Below are 16,425 nucleotides of genomic sequence, written 5' to 3'. Positions count from 1 at the left end.
TGCACGCAGGGGCCGCCGGAGCGGGCGGCCCCGGGGCGGGGACGGATCCTAGGCCGCGTCGTGTTCGACGGACCTGGGCGAACACTGGGGACCGTGCTGCCAGTAGCAGCCGATCTGGACGAGGCCGTAGCGGTAGTCCGAGCCGGTGCCTGCGATGGGCCGGGCGTCCCGGCCGAGCGTGCGCAGGATGTCCCGGGCGTTGCCCTTGCAGTGGCCGGAGGTCAGGCACAGTGCGGCGGAGCCGGTGACGAAGGGCGCGGCCATGCTCGTACCGGAGAGGTGGCCGTAGTCCTCGCCCAGCGGCGTGGCGCGGGTGGGGAGAGTGGAGAGGATGTCGGCACCCGGGGCCGCGATGTCCACCCACGACGCTCCGTGGTTGGAGAAGGGCGCCCGCTGGTCGAACACGGTGGTGGCGGCGACGCTGATCGCCTCCGGGTAGGCGGCCGGGTAGTTCAGCGCGGTCGTACCGGCGTTGCCCGCGGAGGCCACCACGGCGACGCCCGCCTGGGTGGCCAGCCGGACGGCCTGGTGCACCAGCGGGCTGTCCACCGAGGTGCCCAGACTCAGGTTGGCGACCCGGATGTTCTTCGCCTTCGCGTTCTGGGCGACCCAGTTCAGGCCCGCGATGAGGTCGGAGAAGAGCCCTGAGCCGCTGTCACCCAGGACCTTGACGTTCCACAGCCGGGTGCCGGGGGCGGTGCCCTCCGCGCCGATGCCGTTGTTGAGCGCCTGGATGATTCCCGCGACGTGCGTCCCGTGGCCGTGGAGGTCGCTCGCGCCGGGCGAGGTGCTGAAGTTGGCGTTCCCCGCCACCCGCAGGTCCGGGTGACCGGCGTCCACACCGGTGTCCAGCACCGCCACCCCGACCCGGGCGGCCGCGGGCACCCGGAATCCGTGCTCGGAGCCCGCCACGGCGCCGATCCGGAACAGGCCCCACTGCCCGGCGAGCAGCGGGTCGCCCTGGTACGCGACACCGCCCCCGTCCGGCTTGCCCGTCCGCTGTCGCGGCGCCTGGAGCGAGGAACCGGCGATCGGTTCGGGCAGGGACACCAGCTGGTCGGGTTCGACCGAGGCGACCTGCGGGTCGGCGCGGATGGCCTCGATCTGGTCCGCGGTCGCCTCCAGGGCGTAGCCCTTGAGGGCCGCCCCGTCCACGGTGGCGTCGAAGACGTGGCGCAGCCGGCTCCCGCCGTCCGACGCCTGTCCCTTCGCCTGCTCCTCGGCGACCTTGCCCGGGTCGGTGACCGTGTCCTTCAACTGCACGATCCACCGCTCCGCCGGAGCGGGTTCGGCGGCCTGCGCGGAGCCGGGCACGACCGCGGCGGCCGCGAGGGCCGACAGCGCGGCACAGGCGACCAAACCATTACGGATCCGGATCTTTCCGAGTCTTCGCACCAAATCCTCCACACCCTGCACACCCTGCACACCGAAGATCGACAAGGTAGGACAATAGGAGCGGCCCCATGGTGCCTGGAGACGACTCACTCGGGACCGGTCGGACCGATCATGAAATCACCTGATCGGACGCGTCGGGCCGGTGCTGGAGGGCCTGCGCCGGGAGGACGATACGGCGGGCCCGCGCGGGCGGCGCTCACGGCCCGCGGGGAGGCGCTGACGGCCCGCACCCACGCGATGCCGGAGGGCGCGGGCGCCCTCCACGGCTACTGCGCCCGCGTCACCGCAGCCGGGACGACGACAGGATCGACAGCAGGTGGGCCGGGACCATCACCCAGGTGATCGCGGCGATGGCCGCCAGCGCCCAGCGGGTGGGCCCGACACCGCCGGTCGCCGCGTCCAGGGCGGCCACGGCCAGCAGGACCAGGGAGGCCTCGATACCGTTGGTGACCCGGTGGATCTTGAAGGCGGCGGCGAGCCGACGCAGCGAGGCGACGCCCTGGGAGCGGGGCGCGGTGGCCTCGTCGTCGGCGACGGCGAGGCCGCGCCGGGCCCGGGCCACGTCCACCAGGTCGGTCGAGGCCTTCAGCAGCACCACACCGAGCGCGGTCGCCAGCCCCAGCGACACCCAGCCGTTGAAGCCCGCCCAGCCGCCGAGTCCGGACTCGGCGGCCCGGAAGCCGAAGCCGATCATGAGTGCCGCGTCAGCCAGATACGCGCCGAGCCGGTCGACGTAGATGCCGGTCGCGCTGTTCTGTCCCTTCCAGCGGGCGACCTCGCCGTCCACGCAGTCGAAGAGCAGGAACAACTGCATCAGGAGCGCGGCGAGCACGGCCCCCGCGAGACCGGGGACGAGCAGCGCGGCACCGGACAGCACCCCGCACACCACCATCGTCCAGGTCAGCTGGTCCGGGGTGACCCGGGTGCGCACCAACTGGCGGGTGAACCGCAGCGAGACGCGCCGCATGTAGAGGCGCCCCGCCCAGTGCTCGCCGTTGCGGCTGGCGAGCTTGGCCTGCGGCTGGCAGACCTCCCGCAGCTCCTCCAGAACAGGAGCAGCAACCATGAACTTTCCTTCCGCCCGGGGCTCAACTGCCGCGCCTGCGGCGGTGATCGGCACAGGTTACTTGACCCGCTCCCGGACATTTCCCGGGGGATCTCGGCATGGTCGGCTGTGCTGTCGGGACCCGCTCGGCGGCCCGGACCAGGTCATCTCACGCCCGCTCACCACCCGGACCACCAGCCGGTTCGCCGGCCGGTGCGCCATCGCCTCACCACACGATCGCGTGAGCGCCCGCGTCGGCACGGCTCCCTCCGGGAACGGATCGGGGTGAAGGCACGCAGCCTGTCGAGGAGTCGAGGAGGACCTGATGGTCCGGATGGATCAGGCGACGGCGCGGTCGTGGCTCGCCACCGCTGTCGAGGAGGCGCGGGCCGGTCTCGCCGAGGGCGGCATCCCGATCGGGGCCGCGCTCTACGGCCCGGACGGCACCCTGCTGGGCCGCGGCCACAACCGGCGCGTCCAGGACGACGACCCCTCCACGCACGCGGAGACGGCCGCCTTCCGCGCCGCGGGACGGCAGCGCTCGTACCGCGGCACGACGATGGTGACCACCCTGTCCCCCTGCTGGTACTGCTCCGGACTGGTCCGCCAGTTCGGCATCTCCCGGGTGCTCGTCGGCGAGGCGAGCACCTTCCACGGCGGCCACGACTGGCTGGCGGAGCACGGCGTCGAGATCGTGCTCCTGGACGACTCCGAGTGCGTCGCCCTGATGCGTGACTTCATCGCGAAGAACCCGGCTCTCTGGAACGAGGACATCGGTGAGTGACTCCCCTGCCGCCCGCACCGCCGCCACCTCCACCTCCTCCAACACCTCCCGCATCCCGACCATCGACCTCGGGCCGTGGCTCTCCGGCGACGCCGACGCCCGCGCCGCGATCGCCCGTACCGTCGACGACGCCCTGCGGACCGCCGGGTTCCTGCTGGTCACCGGGCACGGGGTCGACCCCGCCCTGCGCGACCGCATCCGGAAGGCCGCCCGGACGTTCTTCGTGCTGCCCGCCGACGTCAAACAGGCCTACCGCGCGAAGGTCGGGGGCCGCGGCTGGCTGGGGCCGGGCGCGGAGGCCAACGGGTACTCGGAGGGGACACAGACCCCGCCGGACCTGAAGGAGTCCCTGACCTTCGCGACGCACGAGCCCTTCGACGACCCGGTGGTCAACGCGGAGTGGTACGCCCCGAACGTGTGGCCCGCCGAGGTGCCGGAACTCCGGGGGCCGTGCGAGGAGTACCTGACCCGGATGGGTGAACTGGAGAAGCGGCTGCTCTCCCTGCTCGGAGAGGCCCTCGGTCTCGAACCGGACTTCTTCTCCCGGCACATGGATCACCCGACCTACGGTTTCAACATCAACTGGTACCCGGGGACGGAGGTCGTCGGGGAGCCGCAGCCGGGCCAGTTCCGGATCGGCCCGCACACCGACTTCGGCACCGTCACCATCCTCGACCGGCAGGCCGGCAAGGGCGGGCTCCAGGTCTGGACGGACGAGGGCGGCTGGGAGGACGCGCCCTTCGACCCGGACGCCTTCACCATCAACATCGGTGACCTGATGGCCCGCTGGACCGGTGACCGCTGGCGCTCGGGCAGGCACCGCGTACTGCCGCCCCCGGCCGACGCGCCCGCCGAGGAGCTGATGTCCCTCGTCTACTTCGGCGAGTGCGCCCCGGGGACGCTCGTGGAGTCCGTTCCGGCGCCCGTCGGCCGGGTGGCGTACGAGGCGGTGGACTCTCATGTCTATCTGCGGGAGAAACTCGACTCGATCACGGTGGAATGACGTCCTCATTCCGCTCACGTCCGGAAGTTTCGTGACCCAACGGACACCACACGATCTGGCACTTACCAACTCCCTCTCCTTACCCTTGCGTTGGGAACCGAGCCCTGGGGGAGGTGCGCGGTGCACAGACGGTTGTACGGGCGTGGCGCGCTGTTCGACGTCGAGCCCGTCGGTCTCGTACCGCGACTCGTGGGGATCCGTCCGTACGAGCTCCACGCGGAGAAGCCCGAACACCCCGCGGGACCGCCCCTGCTGGTGCTGGCGGGCGGCCGGGGTCTGGGCAAGAGCGCGGTGCTCGCCGAGTTGTGGGACGCCTACACGGAGCACACCCGCAGGGGCGAGGCCCGCAGACGTACCCCGGTCGCGTTGATCGACTGCGAGGACGAGCAGTTCGCGCGGCCACCGCACGAGGAGAGCCCTGAGTCCTGGTCGCCGGTCTGGCAGGCGCTGCTGGTCGTCGCCGAGCAGTTGACGGAACCGGTGCGGGCGGCCGGGCAGCTCACCTTTCCGCGCCTGACGGCCGGGCTGGTGGCGGTCCGGGCCAGCGACTGGAGCGGCCGGACCGACTCCGACCGCATCCGGCGGGAGCTGGTGCGGATCCTGCTGCTGAACGAGCGCGCCTCCCGGTTCAGCCTGGCCGGGCGGTGGGCGGCCAAGGTCGCGTCGAAGGTGATCGCGGCGGCGAGCGGCGGGGGCCCGTTCGTCGCGGCGACCGTCGAGGCCACCCTGGAGGCCCTCTCCGAGGGCGTCACGCACCGCAAGGAGCAGAAGCCGGCCACCTGGTACCGCTCCTATCCGAACGCGGGCGGCAACGCCAAGCGGGGGCTGCTGCTGCTCGCCGGGAACTTCCGGGCCGGCGGCACCTCGCGCGAACACGCCGAACGCTGGCTGGTGCGGGCGCTGCTCGCCGACCTGGCCGAGGCCTACTCGGGGCTCGGTTCGCATCTGACCCGGCTGGGCCGGCCGCTCGTGCTGCTGGACAACGCGCGCGGCGGCCCGGGCCCCGGGCTGCTGGACGCCGTCCTGCGGGACCGGGCGGACGGGGTCGCCGACCAGGTGGTGTGGGTGGCGACGGTACGCGGCGCGAGCCATCCGGCGCTCGGCGACGCCGTACGCCGTGAACTGCCGGAGGTGGCCCGGGCCACGGACTGGGAGCCGGGCAGTTCGCCCTCCTCGCGGGCACTGCTCGTACCGCTGCCGCCGCTGTCCCCCGACGACACCCTGCACATGGTCGGCGCGGTCTGCGACGACACCGAGCCGCCGCCCCGATTCCCGCACGCCACGCACCGGCTGACGGGTGGAAACCCGCTCGGGATCGTGCTGCTCGCGACCGCCGCTCGGCAACACCCCGACCTGGCGGTCTCGTTGGGGCGGCTGCTCACCGCGAAGGTCAGGCTGGAGGAGGGGCAGGCCGACGACGGCAGGCCCGCCTACGCCGAGTTGCTGGCCCGTCTGGTCCCGGCCGACCGGCTGGACGAGCTGACGGTCCTCGCGGCCGCTCACGACCACGGCTCCGCCGTGGTCCTCGCCGATGCCCGGCTCCCCGACGACTTCGGTTCCTCGGGCGTCCGGTCGCTGCGGGCGCGGCTCGCCGCGGAGGGGCTGCCGGCCGCGCCGGGCCACTTCGTCGGCGACCCCTTCACCCGCACCCTGCTGCTGCTCCGGCTGCACCACCGGCCCGCCGACCACGCCAAGTGGCGCGAGGTGCACGAGACCCTGATCCGGCACTACACCCATGCCGACGGCCGGGACCCGGACGACCAGGACCCCGCCCACGCCCGGTACCGGCTCTACCACGAGCTGGCGCTCGGCGACACGGCCGGCGCGGTGGCCTACCTGCGCGACACGTTCGCCTCCTTACGCACCCGCACCTGGCTGGACACCCTGCGGTTCCTGGCCTCCGCGCCCTACTTCCACGCGCACGACGCGGCAGGCCGCGACTTCGACGGCCAGGACGACCGCCGGTCGGCGATCGCGCTGGGCCGCACGGACGCCGGCCAGGAGCCGCCGGAGGGCGTGAACGCCGCCCTCCACCTGCGGATACGACGGCTGCTGCACGCCGTCTGGCAGGTGACCGACCCGCTGGTGCTGCCGGACCCGAAGGTGTGCGGGCGGCTGGAGTTCGAGCTGCTCCAGCTGTCCGACCAACGGCCCGCCGGGGGCGCGCTGCTGTTCGCGACCTCCCAGACCTGGCCCCGGGACGCCCTCGCGGGCCGCCCGCTGCGCACCCCGGCCGAGGACGAGGACGAGGACGGAGCCGGCGACGGACACGGACCGGACGACGGGGACGGGGTGGCGTGATGGCCGACGGGGACGGGGTGGCGTGATGGCCGACGGAGTCAGAAGCCCGCTGGTGCGGTGGCTGCGGGAGATCTGGGAGATCCGCCTCTACCGCTATCTGGCACTGTTGGTCACGGCCGCCGCGCTGACCGGGCTGGTCTTCGCCGTGCGGGCGGTCACCGACGAGGACCGGTCCTGCGCGCCCGGGGTGGCCCGTCCGGCCGGCAGCGACGAGTGCGTGGGCGTCGCCACGGGCGCCTACGACTTCGGGCATCCCCAACTGCGGGACGCGGTGCGGGCGATCGACCGGGAGAACGACCGGCTCAAGAAAGGCAGTTACGTCACGGTCGCACTGATGCTGCCGTACACCGCCTCCACCCCCTCGACCCTCAGCGACATCCAGCACGAGGTGCAGGGCGCCTACCTGGCGCAGTGGCAGGCCAACCACACCTCCAACGGCCAGGCTCCGGCGATCCGCCTGGCGCTCGCCAACCCGGGTGCCACCAGCGACCACTGGGAGACGATGGTCGACCGGCTGGAGCGGATGGCGAAGGGCGCCGACCGGCTGCGCGCGGTCGCCGGGGTGGGGCAGAGCACCGACAACAACAAGAAGGCCGTGGCGGAACTGACCCGGCGGGGCATCCCGGTGGTCGGCGCCTCCATCACCGCCGACAACCTCGCCAACGGGCAGAACGGCAAGGACCCCTTCCCCGGCCTGGCCCGGGTCTCCCCCACCAACACGGACGAGGCACGCGCCCTGGCCTCGTTCGCCAAGGTCGACGCCGGCCGGGCCCTGCTGGTGTACGACAAGCCGGGCGACCCGTACACGCGGACGCTCCAGACGTCGTTCGCCGCGCTGCTGAAGGGTTCGCCCTACGAGCCGCAGCCGTTCACCCCGCCCGCCGACCGCACCCAGGAGGGGACGACGGCGAACACCTTCCGGCAGATCACCCACCTCGTGTGCGACACCTCCGCGGAGACCGACACGATCCTGTTCGCGGGCCGGCACACGCAGTTGCGGCAGTTCGTCAACGCGCTCGGCACGCGCGGCTGCCAGAACCGGAAGTTCACGGTGCTGACGGGCGACGAGGGCTCGTACCTGTCCGGCGACAAGAAGCTGGACCGCACGGCACTCACCCACAACCTCTCCGTCCGCTACACCTCGCTGGCCCACCCGGACGCCTGGGTGAACGCCCCCGTGACCCTGCGGGGCGGTTCGGCGGCGGACGCGAAGGTCCTCACCGACCTCCTCGCCCGCAGCTCCCGCGAGCCGGTCGGCCCGATCGGTGACATCGCACTGGAGGACGGCCAGCTGATCATCGGTTTCGACGCGATGACGCTGGCCGTGCACGGCATCCGCGAAGCCACGCCCGACGGCGCGACCGTCCCGCCCCTCGCGGACGTCGGCCTCCAGTGGCCGCAGGTCAAGGGCTCGCTGCGGGTGAGCGGGGCGAGCGGCTGGATCTGCCTGGACGTACACGGCAATCCGTACGACAAGGCCGTCCCGATCGTGGAACTCCACCCCGACGGCGGCTCCCGCTTCGTCCGCATCGCCTGGCCGGAGGGCAAGCCTCCGACCACGGAGTGCCTGCCACCGTCCTAGCGGCTCAGGAGCCTGCCAGGATTTCGATCAGCCGTTTGAATCCGGCGCGCCGGCCGGGTTCGGTGCCGGACCGTGTTCCGCACGGTCACGGGCGCTCGCCCGCCTTGTCGACGACGGCGCGGCGCTGGACGGCAGTGTCGCCGAGCACTGTCCCCTTCTTCAGTCCCCGGTAGTCCCGGGTGAGGATCGCCCGCTGCCCGAGAAGTTCGGCCGTCTTCTTGTCGAAGGTCCACTCGAAGCGGATGGGCAGCTGGCTGTCCGTACGCGTGATCCCGACGCCGTGCCGCCCTCGGGCATCGACCGAGTCCTCGATCACCCTCACGCCGGGGACGCGGGCGATCGCCCGGTAGAGCGCGGCGCTCTGCGCCGGCGGCATGATCGAGTCACTCAGCAGTTTGACGGCCAGCTGCAGCACGGCCTGGTGCTTGTCGTAGGTCCCGTACAGCGTGGTCCCGACCCAGGCGGCCTCGTAGAGCCGAACGGATGATGCGACCAAATAGTCGTACATCGCGTCCGGGTCGGCGGGCAGGGACTTCAGGAACCGGTGGCTGAAGGTGTTGCCGTAGATCTCCTGTCCCGGCTGCCCGGCCGAACGGAGCAGCTCGCTGCCGTCCCTCCCGTTGCGCACCATGGTCTGGCGGCTGCCGTCCACGGAGACCCAGACCTCTGTGTGGTGCAGGGGCACGAAGACCAGCTTCTTGTCCAGCCCGGTCTCGAAGAAGGACTTCTCGGTGTCGACGTAGACGAACTGGTCGTCGCGCATCCTGCCGTACCCCTGCTGGTGCTCGGCCGCCAGCGCGACGTCCTCCAGCAGAGCCGCCGCCGACGTGACGCGCGGCCCCGCGTCGGCGCCGCCCGACGACGGCAGCACGGTGAACGTGACGGCTGCGACGGTCGCCACGGCGGCCGCCGCGAGCGCGGGTCGCACCCACCGCTTCCGCGGTTTCGCAACGGCTTCGCCGGTGTGCCGGATCTCGGTCATCAGATGCTCCTTGAGGAGTCGGTGACGGCCCGGCGGAAGGTCCAGTTCCGGCAGCTGGTTCATCGGTTCCCCTCCCTGATGGGCCTGACCGCCGAGGTGCGGTCTTCACCTCTCATCTGTCCGCGCACGGCGGGCGGTTCCCTGTATTTCGCGAGCTTTGCCCGCGCCCGCGAGAGCCGTGATCGCACGGTGCCCACGGGCACCCCCAGCGCTTCGGCCGCCGCTTCGTACCCGAGGCCCGACCACACGCACAGCGCCAGCACCTCACGCTCGGCGCGCCGCAGCCTCGCCAGCGCGGTGCGCACGGCGGCCAGTTGCACGGCGTCGTCCACCCGGTCCGCCACCTCGTCGGCGAAGTCCCGCACCGTCTCCTCGCGCGGCAGCCGCGCCACCGCGGCGGCGTGTCTTCGGGCCGCGCGGCGGACGTTGCGGGTGACGTTGGTGGCGATGCCGAGCAGCCAGGGGCGCGGGGAGCCGCCGTCCTCGTCCAGCCGCTCGCGCAGCCGCCAGGCGTCCAGGAAGGTCAGCGAGACGATCTCCTCGGCGACCGTCCATTCCCCCGTGAGCCGGTAGGCGTGGTTGTAGACGGAGCGGGCGTAGGCGTCGAAAAGCTCACCGAAGGCGTCGTGGTCCCCCGCGCGGATGCGTTTCCTCAAGATGCCCAGATGCGTATCCACACCCCTCTACCTGTCCGTACGCCGAAGGCCGGTTCCTGTGACGTGGGTCACGGGAACCGGCCTTGGTCGGTGCGGGGTTCAGACGCCCGCGTACGAGTGCTTTCCGGAGACGAAGATGTTGACGCCGTAGTAGTTGAACAGCCAGCAGCCGAACGCGAGCAGGGCCAGGTAGGCGGCCTTGCGGCCCTTCCAGCCGGCCGTGGCGCGAGCGTGCAGGTAGCAGGCGTAGGCGACCCAGGTGATGAACGACCAGGTCTCCTTGGGGTCCCAGCCCCAGTAGCGGCCCCAGGCGTCGCCCGCCCAGATGGCGCCCGCGATGATCGTGAACGTCCACAGCGGGAAGACGGCCGCGTTGACGCGGTAGGCGAACTTGTCGAGCGAGGCCGAGGCGGGCAGCCGGTCCAGGACCGAGTTGGCGAACCTGCCGGGCTTGCCGCCGGTCGCCAGCTTGTTCTCGTAGGAGTCCTTGAACAGGTACAGGACCGTGGCGACCGCGCCGACGTAGAACACCGCGCCGCAGAAGATCGCGGTGGAGACGTGGATGTACAGCCAGTACGAGTGCAGCGCCGGGACCAGCTGGTCGCTCGCCGTGTAGAGCACGGTGACCGCGAGGCCCAGGTCCAGCAGGACCGAGGTGATCAGGAACAGGCCGAGCCAGCGCACGTTCTTCTTCAGCGCCAGCAGCCCGAGGTACACGCCGACGGCCACCGTGGAGAAGGTGATGTTGAACTCGTACATGTTGCCCCACGGCGCCCGCTCCACCGAGGCCGCGCGGGCGATCACGCCGCCCAGCTCGACCAGGAACGCGAGCACTGTGAGGGAGATGGCGATCCGGCCGTACATGTCGCCCTGCTCGTCACCGCCGTGCGCGCCGGGCCCGTCGGGCACATCGCGCGCGCCGGCCGCGGAGCGCACGACGACCTGCGGCCGCTCCAGGACGGCCGTGCCGCCCTTCTTCTCGGCGACGACGGCCGGGCCCTTGGCCGCGGGGGTGGCGGTGAGCGCGGCGGCGGTACGGCCGACCTTGCTGCGACTGCCGAGGAGCCATTCGGCGATGTACGCGAAGAAGGCCAGGGTGTAGACGGCCATCGCGGAGTAGATCAGCGTGTTGCTGATGCTCGCGAGGTTCTCGTTGGTGGCGGCGGCAAGCTCCGTGGTGGCGGCGAGAGTCACTTCTCAGCCCCTTCGGCAGGTACGACTTCGGGTTCGGGGGATGCGGAGGATGCGGACGGCCCGGGAGTGTCGGGGTCCGGGGTCGAGGGAGCCTGGTCGTACAGGATCCCGGCGAGGTCGCCGAGTTCCTCGGGCACCTTGGCCGACTCGCTGCGGCCGAGCCCGGCCATCTCGACGACCGTCACCCCGTCGTCCCCCTTCACCGCGCGCACCCACACCCGGCGGCGCTGGAGGAACAGGGAACCGGCGAGACCGAAGATCGCGGCGATGGCCCCGCCCAGCGCCCAGCCGCTCGCGGGCTGCTGGGTGACCTGGAAGTTCGCCCACTCCTTGGTGCCCTCGTAGGTCACCGAGCCGGCGCCGTTCGGGAGGGTCATGGTCTCGCCGGGCTTGAGGTTGTCCCGCAGCTGGAGCTTCTTGGAGTCCTTGAAGCCCTTCATATGGGCCGTGTCGAGCTGGTACACGCTCTGCGGGATGCCCGAGTTGACGCCGAGGTCGCCGTGGTACGGCGTCAGGTTCAGCATCGGGTTGCGCAGCGCCGGGAACGCCGAGGCCGCCTCGCTGCCCGGCGTGTACGTCGGCAGGAGGGTGGCCCTGATGCCGAGCTGTTCGCTGACACCCTGGGCGTTCTTGTAGCCGTCGTAGACCTTGATCACGCCGGAGGAGGTGACGTTGGAGTCCAACGGCAGCAGCGGTACGGCGTCGTGGTAGACGACGTTGCCCTTGCCGTCGCGGACGGTCACGACGGGGGCGTAGCCGTGGGCGGTGAGGTAGACCTTGGAGTCACCGATCTCCAGCGGGTGGTTGACCTTGACGAGGGTCTTCCGGTCCTTGCCGTAGGCGCCCACGCTGTAGGTGATGGCGCCCTGGTAGGTGCGCGGGGTGCCCTTGTTGGGGCCGCTCTCCTCGTACGTGCCGGTGAACTTGTCCAGGACGAAGCTGAACGGCGTCAGGTCGCCGGTGTCGAAGAGGGTGCCGGACTTGAAGTCGTCGTAGGAGATGAGGGTGTTGGAGAAGCCGTCGCCCTCGACGACCAGTTTGTTGCCCTCGGTCTTGAAGAGCTGGCCCCAGGCGAAGGCGGTCAGCATCACGATCAGCGCGATGTGGAAGGCGAGGTTGCCGACCTCGCGGAGGTAGCCCTTCTCGGCGGCGACGGCGTCGCCGGCCAGATGGGCGCGGAAGCGGCGCCTCTTGAGGAGGGCGAGCGCGGCCTCGCGGACCTGCTCCGGCTCGGCGTCCGTACGCCACGTCGTGTACGCGGGCAGCCGGGTCAGACGCTTGGGCGCGCCCGGCGGGCGGCTGCGCAGCTGGCCCACGAACTGCCAGGTGCGCGGCACGATACAGCCGATGAGAGAGACGAACAGCAGGATGTAGATCGCGGAGAACCACACCGAGCTGTAGACGTGGAAGAGGCCCAGCCTCTCGTAGACCGGCGCGAGAACGGTGTGCCGCTGCTCGAAGTCGGCGACCTTCGTCGCGTCGTTCCCGGTCTGCGGGATCAGCGAGCCGGGGATAGCACCGAGTGCCAGCAGCAGGAGCAGGAGCAGCGCGACCCGCATGGAGGTGAGCTGACGCCAGTACCAGCGGGCCCAGCCGACCACGCCCAGACCGGGCACGGAGGAGAGCGACTCCACGGGCGCGGTGGACAGCTGGGAGCCGGCGGCGCCGAGATCCTGCTCGTCGGAGGCGGCCGGGGTCTCGCCCGGGGCGGAGCCGACGGTGCTCTTGCTCATGAATCAGATCCCTACGGTGAAGCCGGCGGACCAGGACTGGATGTCCTGCACGAGGCGGTCCCACGCACCGGTCAGCAGCAGCAGACCGGTCACGATCATCATCGTGCCGCCGATCCGCATCACCCAGACGTAGTGACGCTTGACCCAGCCGAAGGCGCCGAGCGCCTTACGGAAGGCGACCGCCGCGAGAACGAAGGGCACGCCGAGGCCGAGGCAGTAGGCGACGGTCAGTATGGCACCGCGGCCCGCGCTCCCCTGCTGGGAGGAGAGGGCGATCACGGAGGCGAGGGTGGGCCCGATGCAGGGGGTCCAGCCGATGCCGAACAGGGCGCCGAGCAGCGGGGCGCCGGCCAGTCCGGCGACGGGCCGCTTGTGGAAACGGAACTCCCGTTGGGTCATCCAGGGCATCAGGCCCATGAAGAAGACGCCCATGAGGATCATGAGCACGCCCAGCACCTTGGACAGAACGCTCTGGCTCGCCTGGAGGTTCTCGCCGAAGTAGCCGAACAGGGCGCCGCTGGAGACGAACACGGCGGTGAAGCCGAGGACGAAGAGGGAGGCACCGGCGACCATCCGCCCGCGGCGGGCCTCGGCCAGGTCGGTGCCGGCGACCCCGGTCACGTACGAGAGATAGCCGGGGACGAGCGGCAGGACGCAGGGCGAGAAGAAGGAGACGAGACCGCCGAGCAGCGCGATGGGCAGGGCGACGAGCAGGGCGCCGTTGAGCACCGTGTCGTTGTAGCCCGTCGCGGCGAGCGTGGTGACTGCGCTCACGTCACTTCTCCGCGAGGACCGAGGAGATCATCTTGCGCAGCTTCTCCTCGCTGAGCGCGGCCAGTGACCGGGCGGCGATCTTGCCGTCCCGGTCGATGACGAGCGTGGAGGGGATGGCCTGCGGGTTGAGGGTGCCCTTCTTGAAGCGAAGCATCAGCTTGCCCGTCGGGTCGTACAGGCTGGGGTAGCCGATGCCGTACTGCTTGTCGAAGGCCACGGCGTTGGCAGCCTTGGTGTCCCGGGTGTTGATGCCGACGAACTGCACACCGTCGGCCTGGAGGTCCTGGTAGACCTTCTGGAAGCCGGGGGCCTCGGCGCGGCACGGGGAGCACCAGGAGCCCCACACGTTGAGGACGACGACCTTGCCCTTGTAGGCGGCGACGTCGAGTTGCTTGCCGTCGATCGTCTTGCCGGACAGGTCGGGGACCGCGACACGGTCCCCCTTCTTCGCGGTGGAGATGCCGTCCTTGCCCATCACGAAGTTGGTGTCACCGCCTCCTCCGGCGGTTCCTCCGGAGGTGCAGGCGGACAGCAGCAGTGCGGCGACGGCTCCGCCGGCGGCCGCGGTCAGGGCGGCACGGCGCGAACGGTTCCGGCTGGTCGAGCACAGGGGGGCGCGGCTGGCGGCACTCATGTGAAAAGTTTCGCATGCCCGTTCTGGGGATCTTGCGCACCCCCCTTGCGGGGAGAAAACCCCATTTCAGGCAGCGTCGGCAGCGGTACCCGCCGAGGTCGAGGCAGCGGTGGACGCGGACGGGGCGCTCGCGCCCAGGAACGTCTTCCAGCCCCCGGCGGGCTGCTGCCCGACATCGAGGGTGCGCAGCTTCTCCAGGATCTCCGGCTTCTGGACGTCGATCCAGTCCACGAACTGCCGGAAGGAGACCAGCCGTACGTCGGCGCCCTTCTCCTTCTCGCGTGCGATGTGCTTGAAGGCCTCCTCGACGGCGTCCATGTAGATGCCGCCGTTCCACTGCTCGAAGTGGTTACCGACGAAGAAGGGCGCGCGGTTCGTCTCGAATGCCCGCTTGAATCCTTGTATGTACGCCTGCGAGGACTGCTGCCGCCAGCCCGGGTAGTTGTGGCTGGGCGCCTTGGTCGAGTTGACCGACTGGTTGGCGAGCATGTTGTAGTCCATCGAGAGGACCTCGAAACCGCGGCCGGGGAAAGGTATCTGCTGCAACGGCAGATCCCAGAGCCCGTCCTTCTTCTGCGGCCACACCTGACGCCCGCCCGGCGAGGAGGCGTCGTAGCGCCAGCCGAGGGCGCGGGCGGTGGGCAGCAGATTGTCCTGGCCGAGCAGACAGGGCGTCCGGCCGCCGACGAGTTCCTTGTCGTAGTCGAAGGGCAGCGCGGGCAGGTCGCTCCAGCCGGTGTTGGTCCGCCACTCCTTCACGAACGACTTCGCCTGGTCTATCTCGCTGCGCCACTGCTTGGACGTCCAGTTGCCGACGGTCCCGCTCCCGGAGCAGAAGTGCCCGTTGAAGTGGGTGCCTATCTCGTGCCCCTCGAGCCAGGCGCGGCGGACGCCGTCGAGCGTCATCCTGACGTGCTCGTCGGTGAGGTAGCCGATGTCGGAGGCGCCGCGCGGGTTGTTCGGCGGGTCGTAGAGCCGCTTCTTCGACTCGGGCAGCAGATAGAGCCCGGAGAGGAAGAAGGTCATGCTCGCGCCGTGCTCCTTGGCGAGGTCGAGGAAGCGCGTGAAGAGCCCGTTGCCGACCTCGCCGGCTCCGTCCCAGGAGAAGACGACGAACTGCGGCGGTTCCTCGCCGGGCTGGAGCGGCACGGGCTTGGCCGGCTGGTGGAGCTGCTTGCCGGTGAAGGAGGTGGAGCCGTCGCCGATGGGGCGGGCGGTGACCTTCGGGCTGGGGCTGCCGGAGGGCTTGCCGGAGCCACTGGAACCGCCGGGGGTGCTCGGCCCGTCCGAGTTCGTGAGGCTCCCGCAGCCCACGAGCCCGGCAGCGGCGGCGGCCCCGGCGCCGAGTCCGAGTGCTCCCCTTCGGGTGATGGCGCGCATGGCAACCCCGTTCGTCACATTTTCCGATGGTCACCCATTCAGAGGACGCGACGAACGAGGAGGTTCCGCCGATAGTTCCGGATTCCGTAACAGAGGGGCTTGTTTCAGCCACAGCAGCCCAACAGCCGAGCGCGTGTGCCGGAGGACTCGGACGGCGGACCCGGAGGCCGGACCCGGTGGCCGGACCCGGAGGGCGGACCCGGCCGGGCGGTGGGCCTACGCCCCGGCCGGACCCGGAGGGGCGGATCCGGCCGGGCGGTGGGCCTACGCCCCGAAGGCCTTGCCCTTCCCCTGCACCGGCTTGGCGCCGGCCCGGAGATGGGCGGGCACCAGGTCGATGGCGGGCTCGCTGTAGCCGACGGAGACGATCCGGTCGCCCTGGTACGTGAACGTCGTGAGCGAGGCGAGCGTGCACTGCCGCTTGCGCGGGTCGTGCCACAGCCGCCGCCGCTCGACGTAGGACCGCACGATCCAGATCGGCAGCTGGTGGCTGACGAGCACCGCCTCACGCCCGCGGGCCGCGTCCTTCGCCGCGTCCAGCGCACCCATCATCCGGACGACCTGGTCGACGTACGGCTCGCCCCAGGACGGCCTGAACGGGTTGACGAGGTGCTTCCAGTTCTCGGGCCGACGCAGCGCCCCGTCCCCGACCCCGAAGGTCTTGCCCTGGAAGACGTTCTCCGCCTCCAGGAGCCGCTCGTCGGTGGCCAGGTCGAGCCCGTGCGCCTTGGCGATCGGCGTAGCCGTCTCCTGCGCCCGCTCCAGCGGGGAGGCCACGACGTGGGTGACGTCGCGGGAGGCGAGGTGCTCGGCGACCCGGTCGGCCATCCGCCGGCCCAGCTCGGAGAGGTGGTAGCCGTCGAGACGGCCGTAGAGCACCCCGTCGGGGTTGTCGACCTCACCGTGCCGCATGAGGTGGACGACGGTGAGGTCCTTGTTGCCCGAGGTGTTCTCCAGAGCGT

General features: G+C 71.1%; 14 protein-coding genes. 4 read left to right on the top strand and 10 right to left on the bottom strand.

The genetic code is table 11. The features are described from left to right. Positions 1-48: 48 nt before the first annotated feature. Entirely contained in the window at positions 49-1,440 is a 1,392-nt protein-coding gene (locus tag ACFVYS_RS07085) for a S8 family peptidase (RefSeq protein WP_389499626.1), read from the bottom strand. A 235-nt stretch (positions 1,441-1,675) separates the two neighbouring features. Beyond that, a complete protein-coding gene (locus ACFVYS_RS07080; RefSeq protein ID WP_020130090.1) occupies positions 1,676-2,461 on the bottom strand; it encodes a CDP-alcohol phosphatidyltransferase family protein in 786 nt (261 codons plus the stop codon). A 304-nt stretch (positions 2,462-2,765) separates the two neighbouring features. Here ACFVYS_RS07080 and ACFVYS_RS07075 point away from each other — a divergent pair, with 304 nt between their 5' ends. From ACFVYS_RS07075 to ACFVYS_RS07060, 4 genes are all read left to right on the top strand, one after another. Next, positions 2,766-3,224 carry a nucleoside deaminase gene (locus tag ACFVYS_RS07075; protein WP_389499624.1) on the top strand — a complete coding sequence of 153 codons (459 nt, stop codon included), beginning with the start codon at positions 2,766-2,768 and terminating at the stop codon, positions 3,222-3,224. Then, on the top strand, positions 3,217-4,227 hold the full coding sequence (locus ACFVYS_RS07070; protein WP_389499622.1) for an isopenicillin N synthase family dioxygenase: 1,011 nt from the start codon (positions 3,217-3,219) through the stop codon (positions 4,225-4,227). Before ACFVYS_RS07075 ends, ACFVYS_RS07070 begins: the two co-directional genes overlap by 8 nt. A gap of 120 nt (positions 4,228-4,347) precedes the next feature. Then, positions 4,348-6,528 carry a hypothetical protein gene (locus ACFVYS_RS07065; RefSeq protein ID WP_389499620.1) on the top strand — a complete coding sequence of 727 codons (2,181 nt, stop codon included), beginning with the start codon at positions 4,348-4,350 and terminating at the stop codon, positions 6,526-6,528. A gap of 25 nt (positions 6,529-6,553) precedes the next feature. Beyond that, positions 6,554-8,110 (top strand): hypothetical protein, encoded by a 1,557-nt coding sequence (locus ACFVYS_RS07060; protein WP_389499618.1) that lies wholly within the window; start codon positions 6,554-6,556, stop codon positions 8,108-8,110. A gap of 85 nt (positions 8,111-8,195) precedes the next feature. Here ACFVYS_RS07060 and ACFVYS_RS07055 read toward each other — a convergent pair whose 3' ends face one another. The 8 genes from ACFVYS_RS07055 to ACFVYS_RS07020 all read right to left on the bottom strand — a co-directional run bounded on the left by ACFVYS_RS07055 (position 8,196) and on the right by ACFVYS_RS07020 (position 16,375). Continuing rightward, the gene (locus ACFVYS_RS07055) at positions 8,196-9,155 is read right to left on the bottom strand and encodes a CU044_5270 family protein (protein ID WP_389499616.1); all 960 of its coding nucleotides are present in this window, start codon (positions 9,153-9,155) and stop codon (positions 8,196-8,198) included. Then, the gene (locus ACFVYS_RS07050) at positions 9,152-9,748 is read right to left on the bottom strand and encodes an RNA polymerase sigma factor (RefSeq protein WP_389499915.1); all 597 of its coding nucleotides are present in this window, start codon (positions 9,746-9,748) and stop codon (positions 9,152-9,154) included. Before ACFVYS_RS07050 ends, ACFVYS_RS07055 begins: the two co-directional genes overlap by 4 nt. A 99-nt stretch (positions 9,749-9,847) precedes the next feature. Then, the gene (gene ccsB / locus ACFVYS_RS07045) at positions 9,848-10,942 is read right to left on the bottom strand and encodes a c-type cytochrome biogenesis protein CcsB (protein WP_389499614.1); all 1,095 of its coding nucleotides are present in this window, start codon (positions 10,940-10,942) and stop codon (positions 9,848-9,850) included. Next, positions 10,939-12,675, bottom strand: a complete 1,737-nt coding sequence (locus ACFVYS_RS07040; RefSeq protein ID WP_389499612.1) for a cytochrome c biogenesis protein ResB — start codon at positions 12,673-12,675, stop codon at positions 10,939-10,941. The genes ccsB and ACFVYS_RS07040 overlap by 4 nt, the downstream gene beginning before the upstream one ends. A 3-nt stretch (positions 12,676-12,678) precedes the next feature. Next, entirely contained in the window at positions 12,679-13,449 is a 771-nt protein-coding gene (locus ACFVYS_RS07035) for a cytochrome c biogenesis CcdA family protein (RefSeq protein ID WP_389499610.1), read from the bottom strand. A 1-nt stretch (position 13,450) separates the two neighbouring features. Then, entirely contained in the window at positions 13,451-14,083 is a 633-nt protein-coding gene (locus ACFVYS_RS07030) for a TlpA family protein disulfide reductase (RefSeq protein WP_389499608.1), read from the bottom strand. A 66-nt stretch (positions 14,084-14,149) separates the two neighbouring features. Beyond that, the gene (locus tag ACFVYS_RS07025; RefSeq protein ID WP_389499913.1) at positions 14,150-15,463 is read right to left on the bottom strand and encodes a hypothetical protein; all 1,314 of its coding nucleotides are present in this window, start codon (positions 15,461-15,463) and stop codon (positions 14,150-14,152) included. A gap of 264 nt (positions 15,464-15,727) precedes the next feature. Beyond that, positions 15,728-16,375, bottom strand: coding sequence for a histidine phosphatase family protein (locus tag ACFVYS_RS07020; RefSeq protein ID WP_389499911.1), 648 nt, complete (start codon positions 16,373-16,375; stop codon positions 15,728-15,730). Positions 16,376-16,425 lie beyond the last annotated feature (50 nt).

Origin of the sequence: Streptomyces sp. NPDC058295, from assembly GCF_042880655.1 — a bacterium.
Lineage (GTDB): Bacteria > Actinomycetota > Actinomycetes > Streptomycetales > Streptomycetaceae > Streptomyces > Streptomyces coriariae.
The sequence above is the reverse complement of the archived record's forward strand: the minus strand, read 5'-3'. Positions and strand labels throughout refer to the sequence as shown.

Coding starts and splice junctions, on each gene's coding strand:
- ACFVYS_RS07080 (WP_020130090.1), bottom strand. CDS start 2,461: ATGGTTGCTGCTCCTGTTCTGGAGGAGCTGCGGGAGGTCTGCCAGCCG.
- ACFVYS_RS07075 (WP_389499624.1), top strand. CDS start 2,766: ATGGTCCGGATGGATCAGGCGACGGCGCGGTCGTGGCTCGCCACCGCT.
- ACFVYS_RS07060 (WP_389499618.1), top strand. CDS start 6,554: ATGGCCGACGGAGTCAGAAGCCCGCTGGTGCGGTGGCTGCGGGAGATC.
- ACFVYS_RS07055 (WP_389499616.1), bottom strand. CDS start 9,155: ATGAACCAGCTGCCGGAACTGGACCTTCCGCCGGGCCGTCACCGACTC.
- ACFVYS_RS07040 (WP_389499612.1), bottom strand. CDS start 12,675: ATGAGCAAGAGCACCGTCGGCTCCGCCCCGGGCGAGACCCCGGCCGCC.
- ACFVYS_RS07030 (WP_389499608.1), bottom strand. CDS start 14,083: ATGAGTGCCGCCAGCCGCGCCCCCCTGTGCTCGACCAGCCGGAACCGT.
- ACFVYS_RS07025 (WP_389499913.1), bottom strand. CDS start 15,463: ATGCGCGCCATCACCCGAAGGGGAGCACTCGGACTCGGCGCCGGGGCC.
- ACFVYS_RS07020 (WP_389499911.1), bottom strand. CDS start 16,375: ATGCGGCACGGTGAGGTCGACAACCCCGACGGGGTGCTCTACGGCCGT.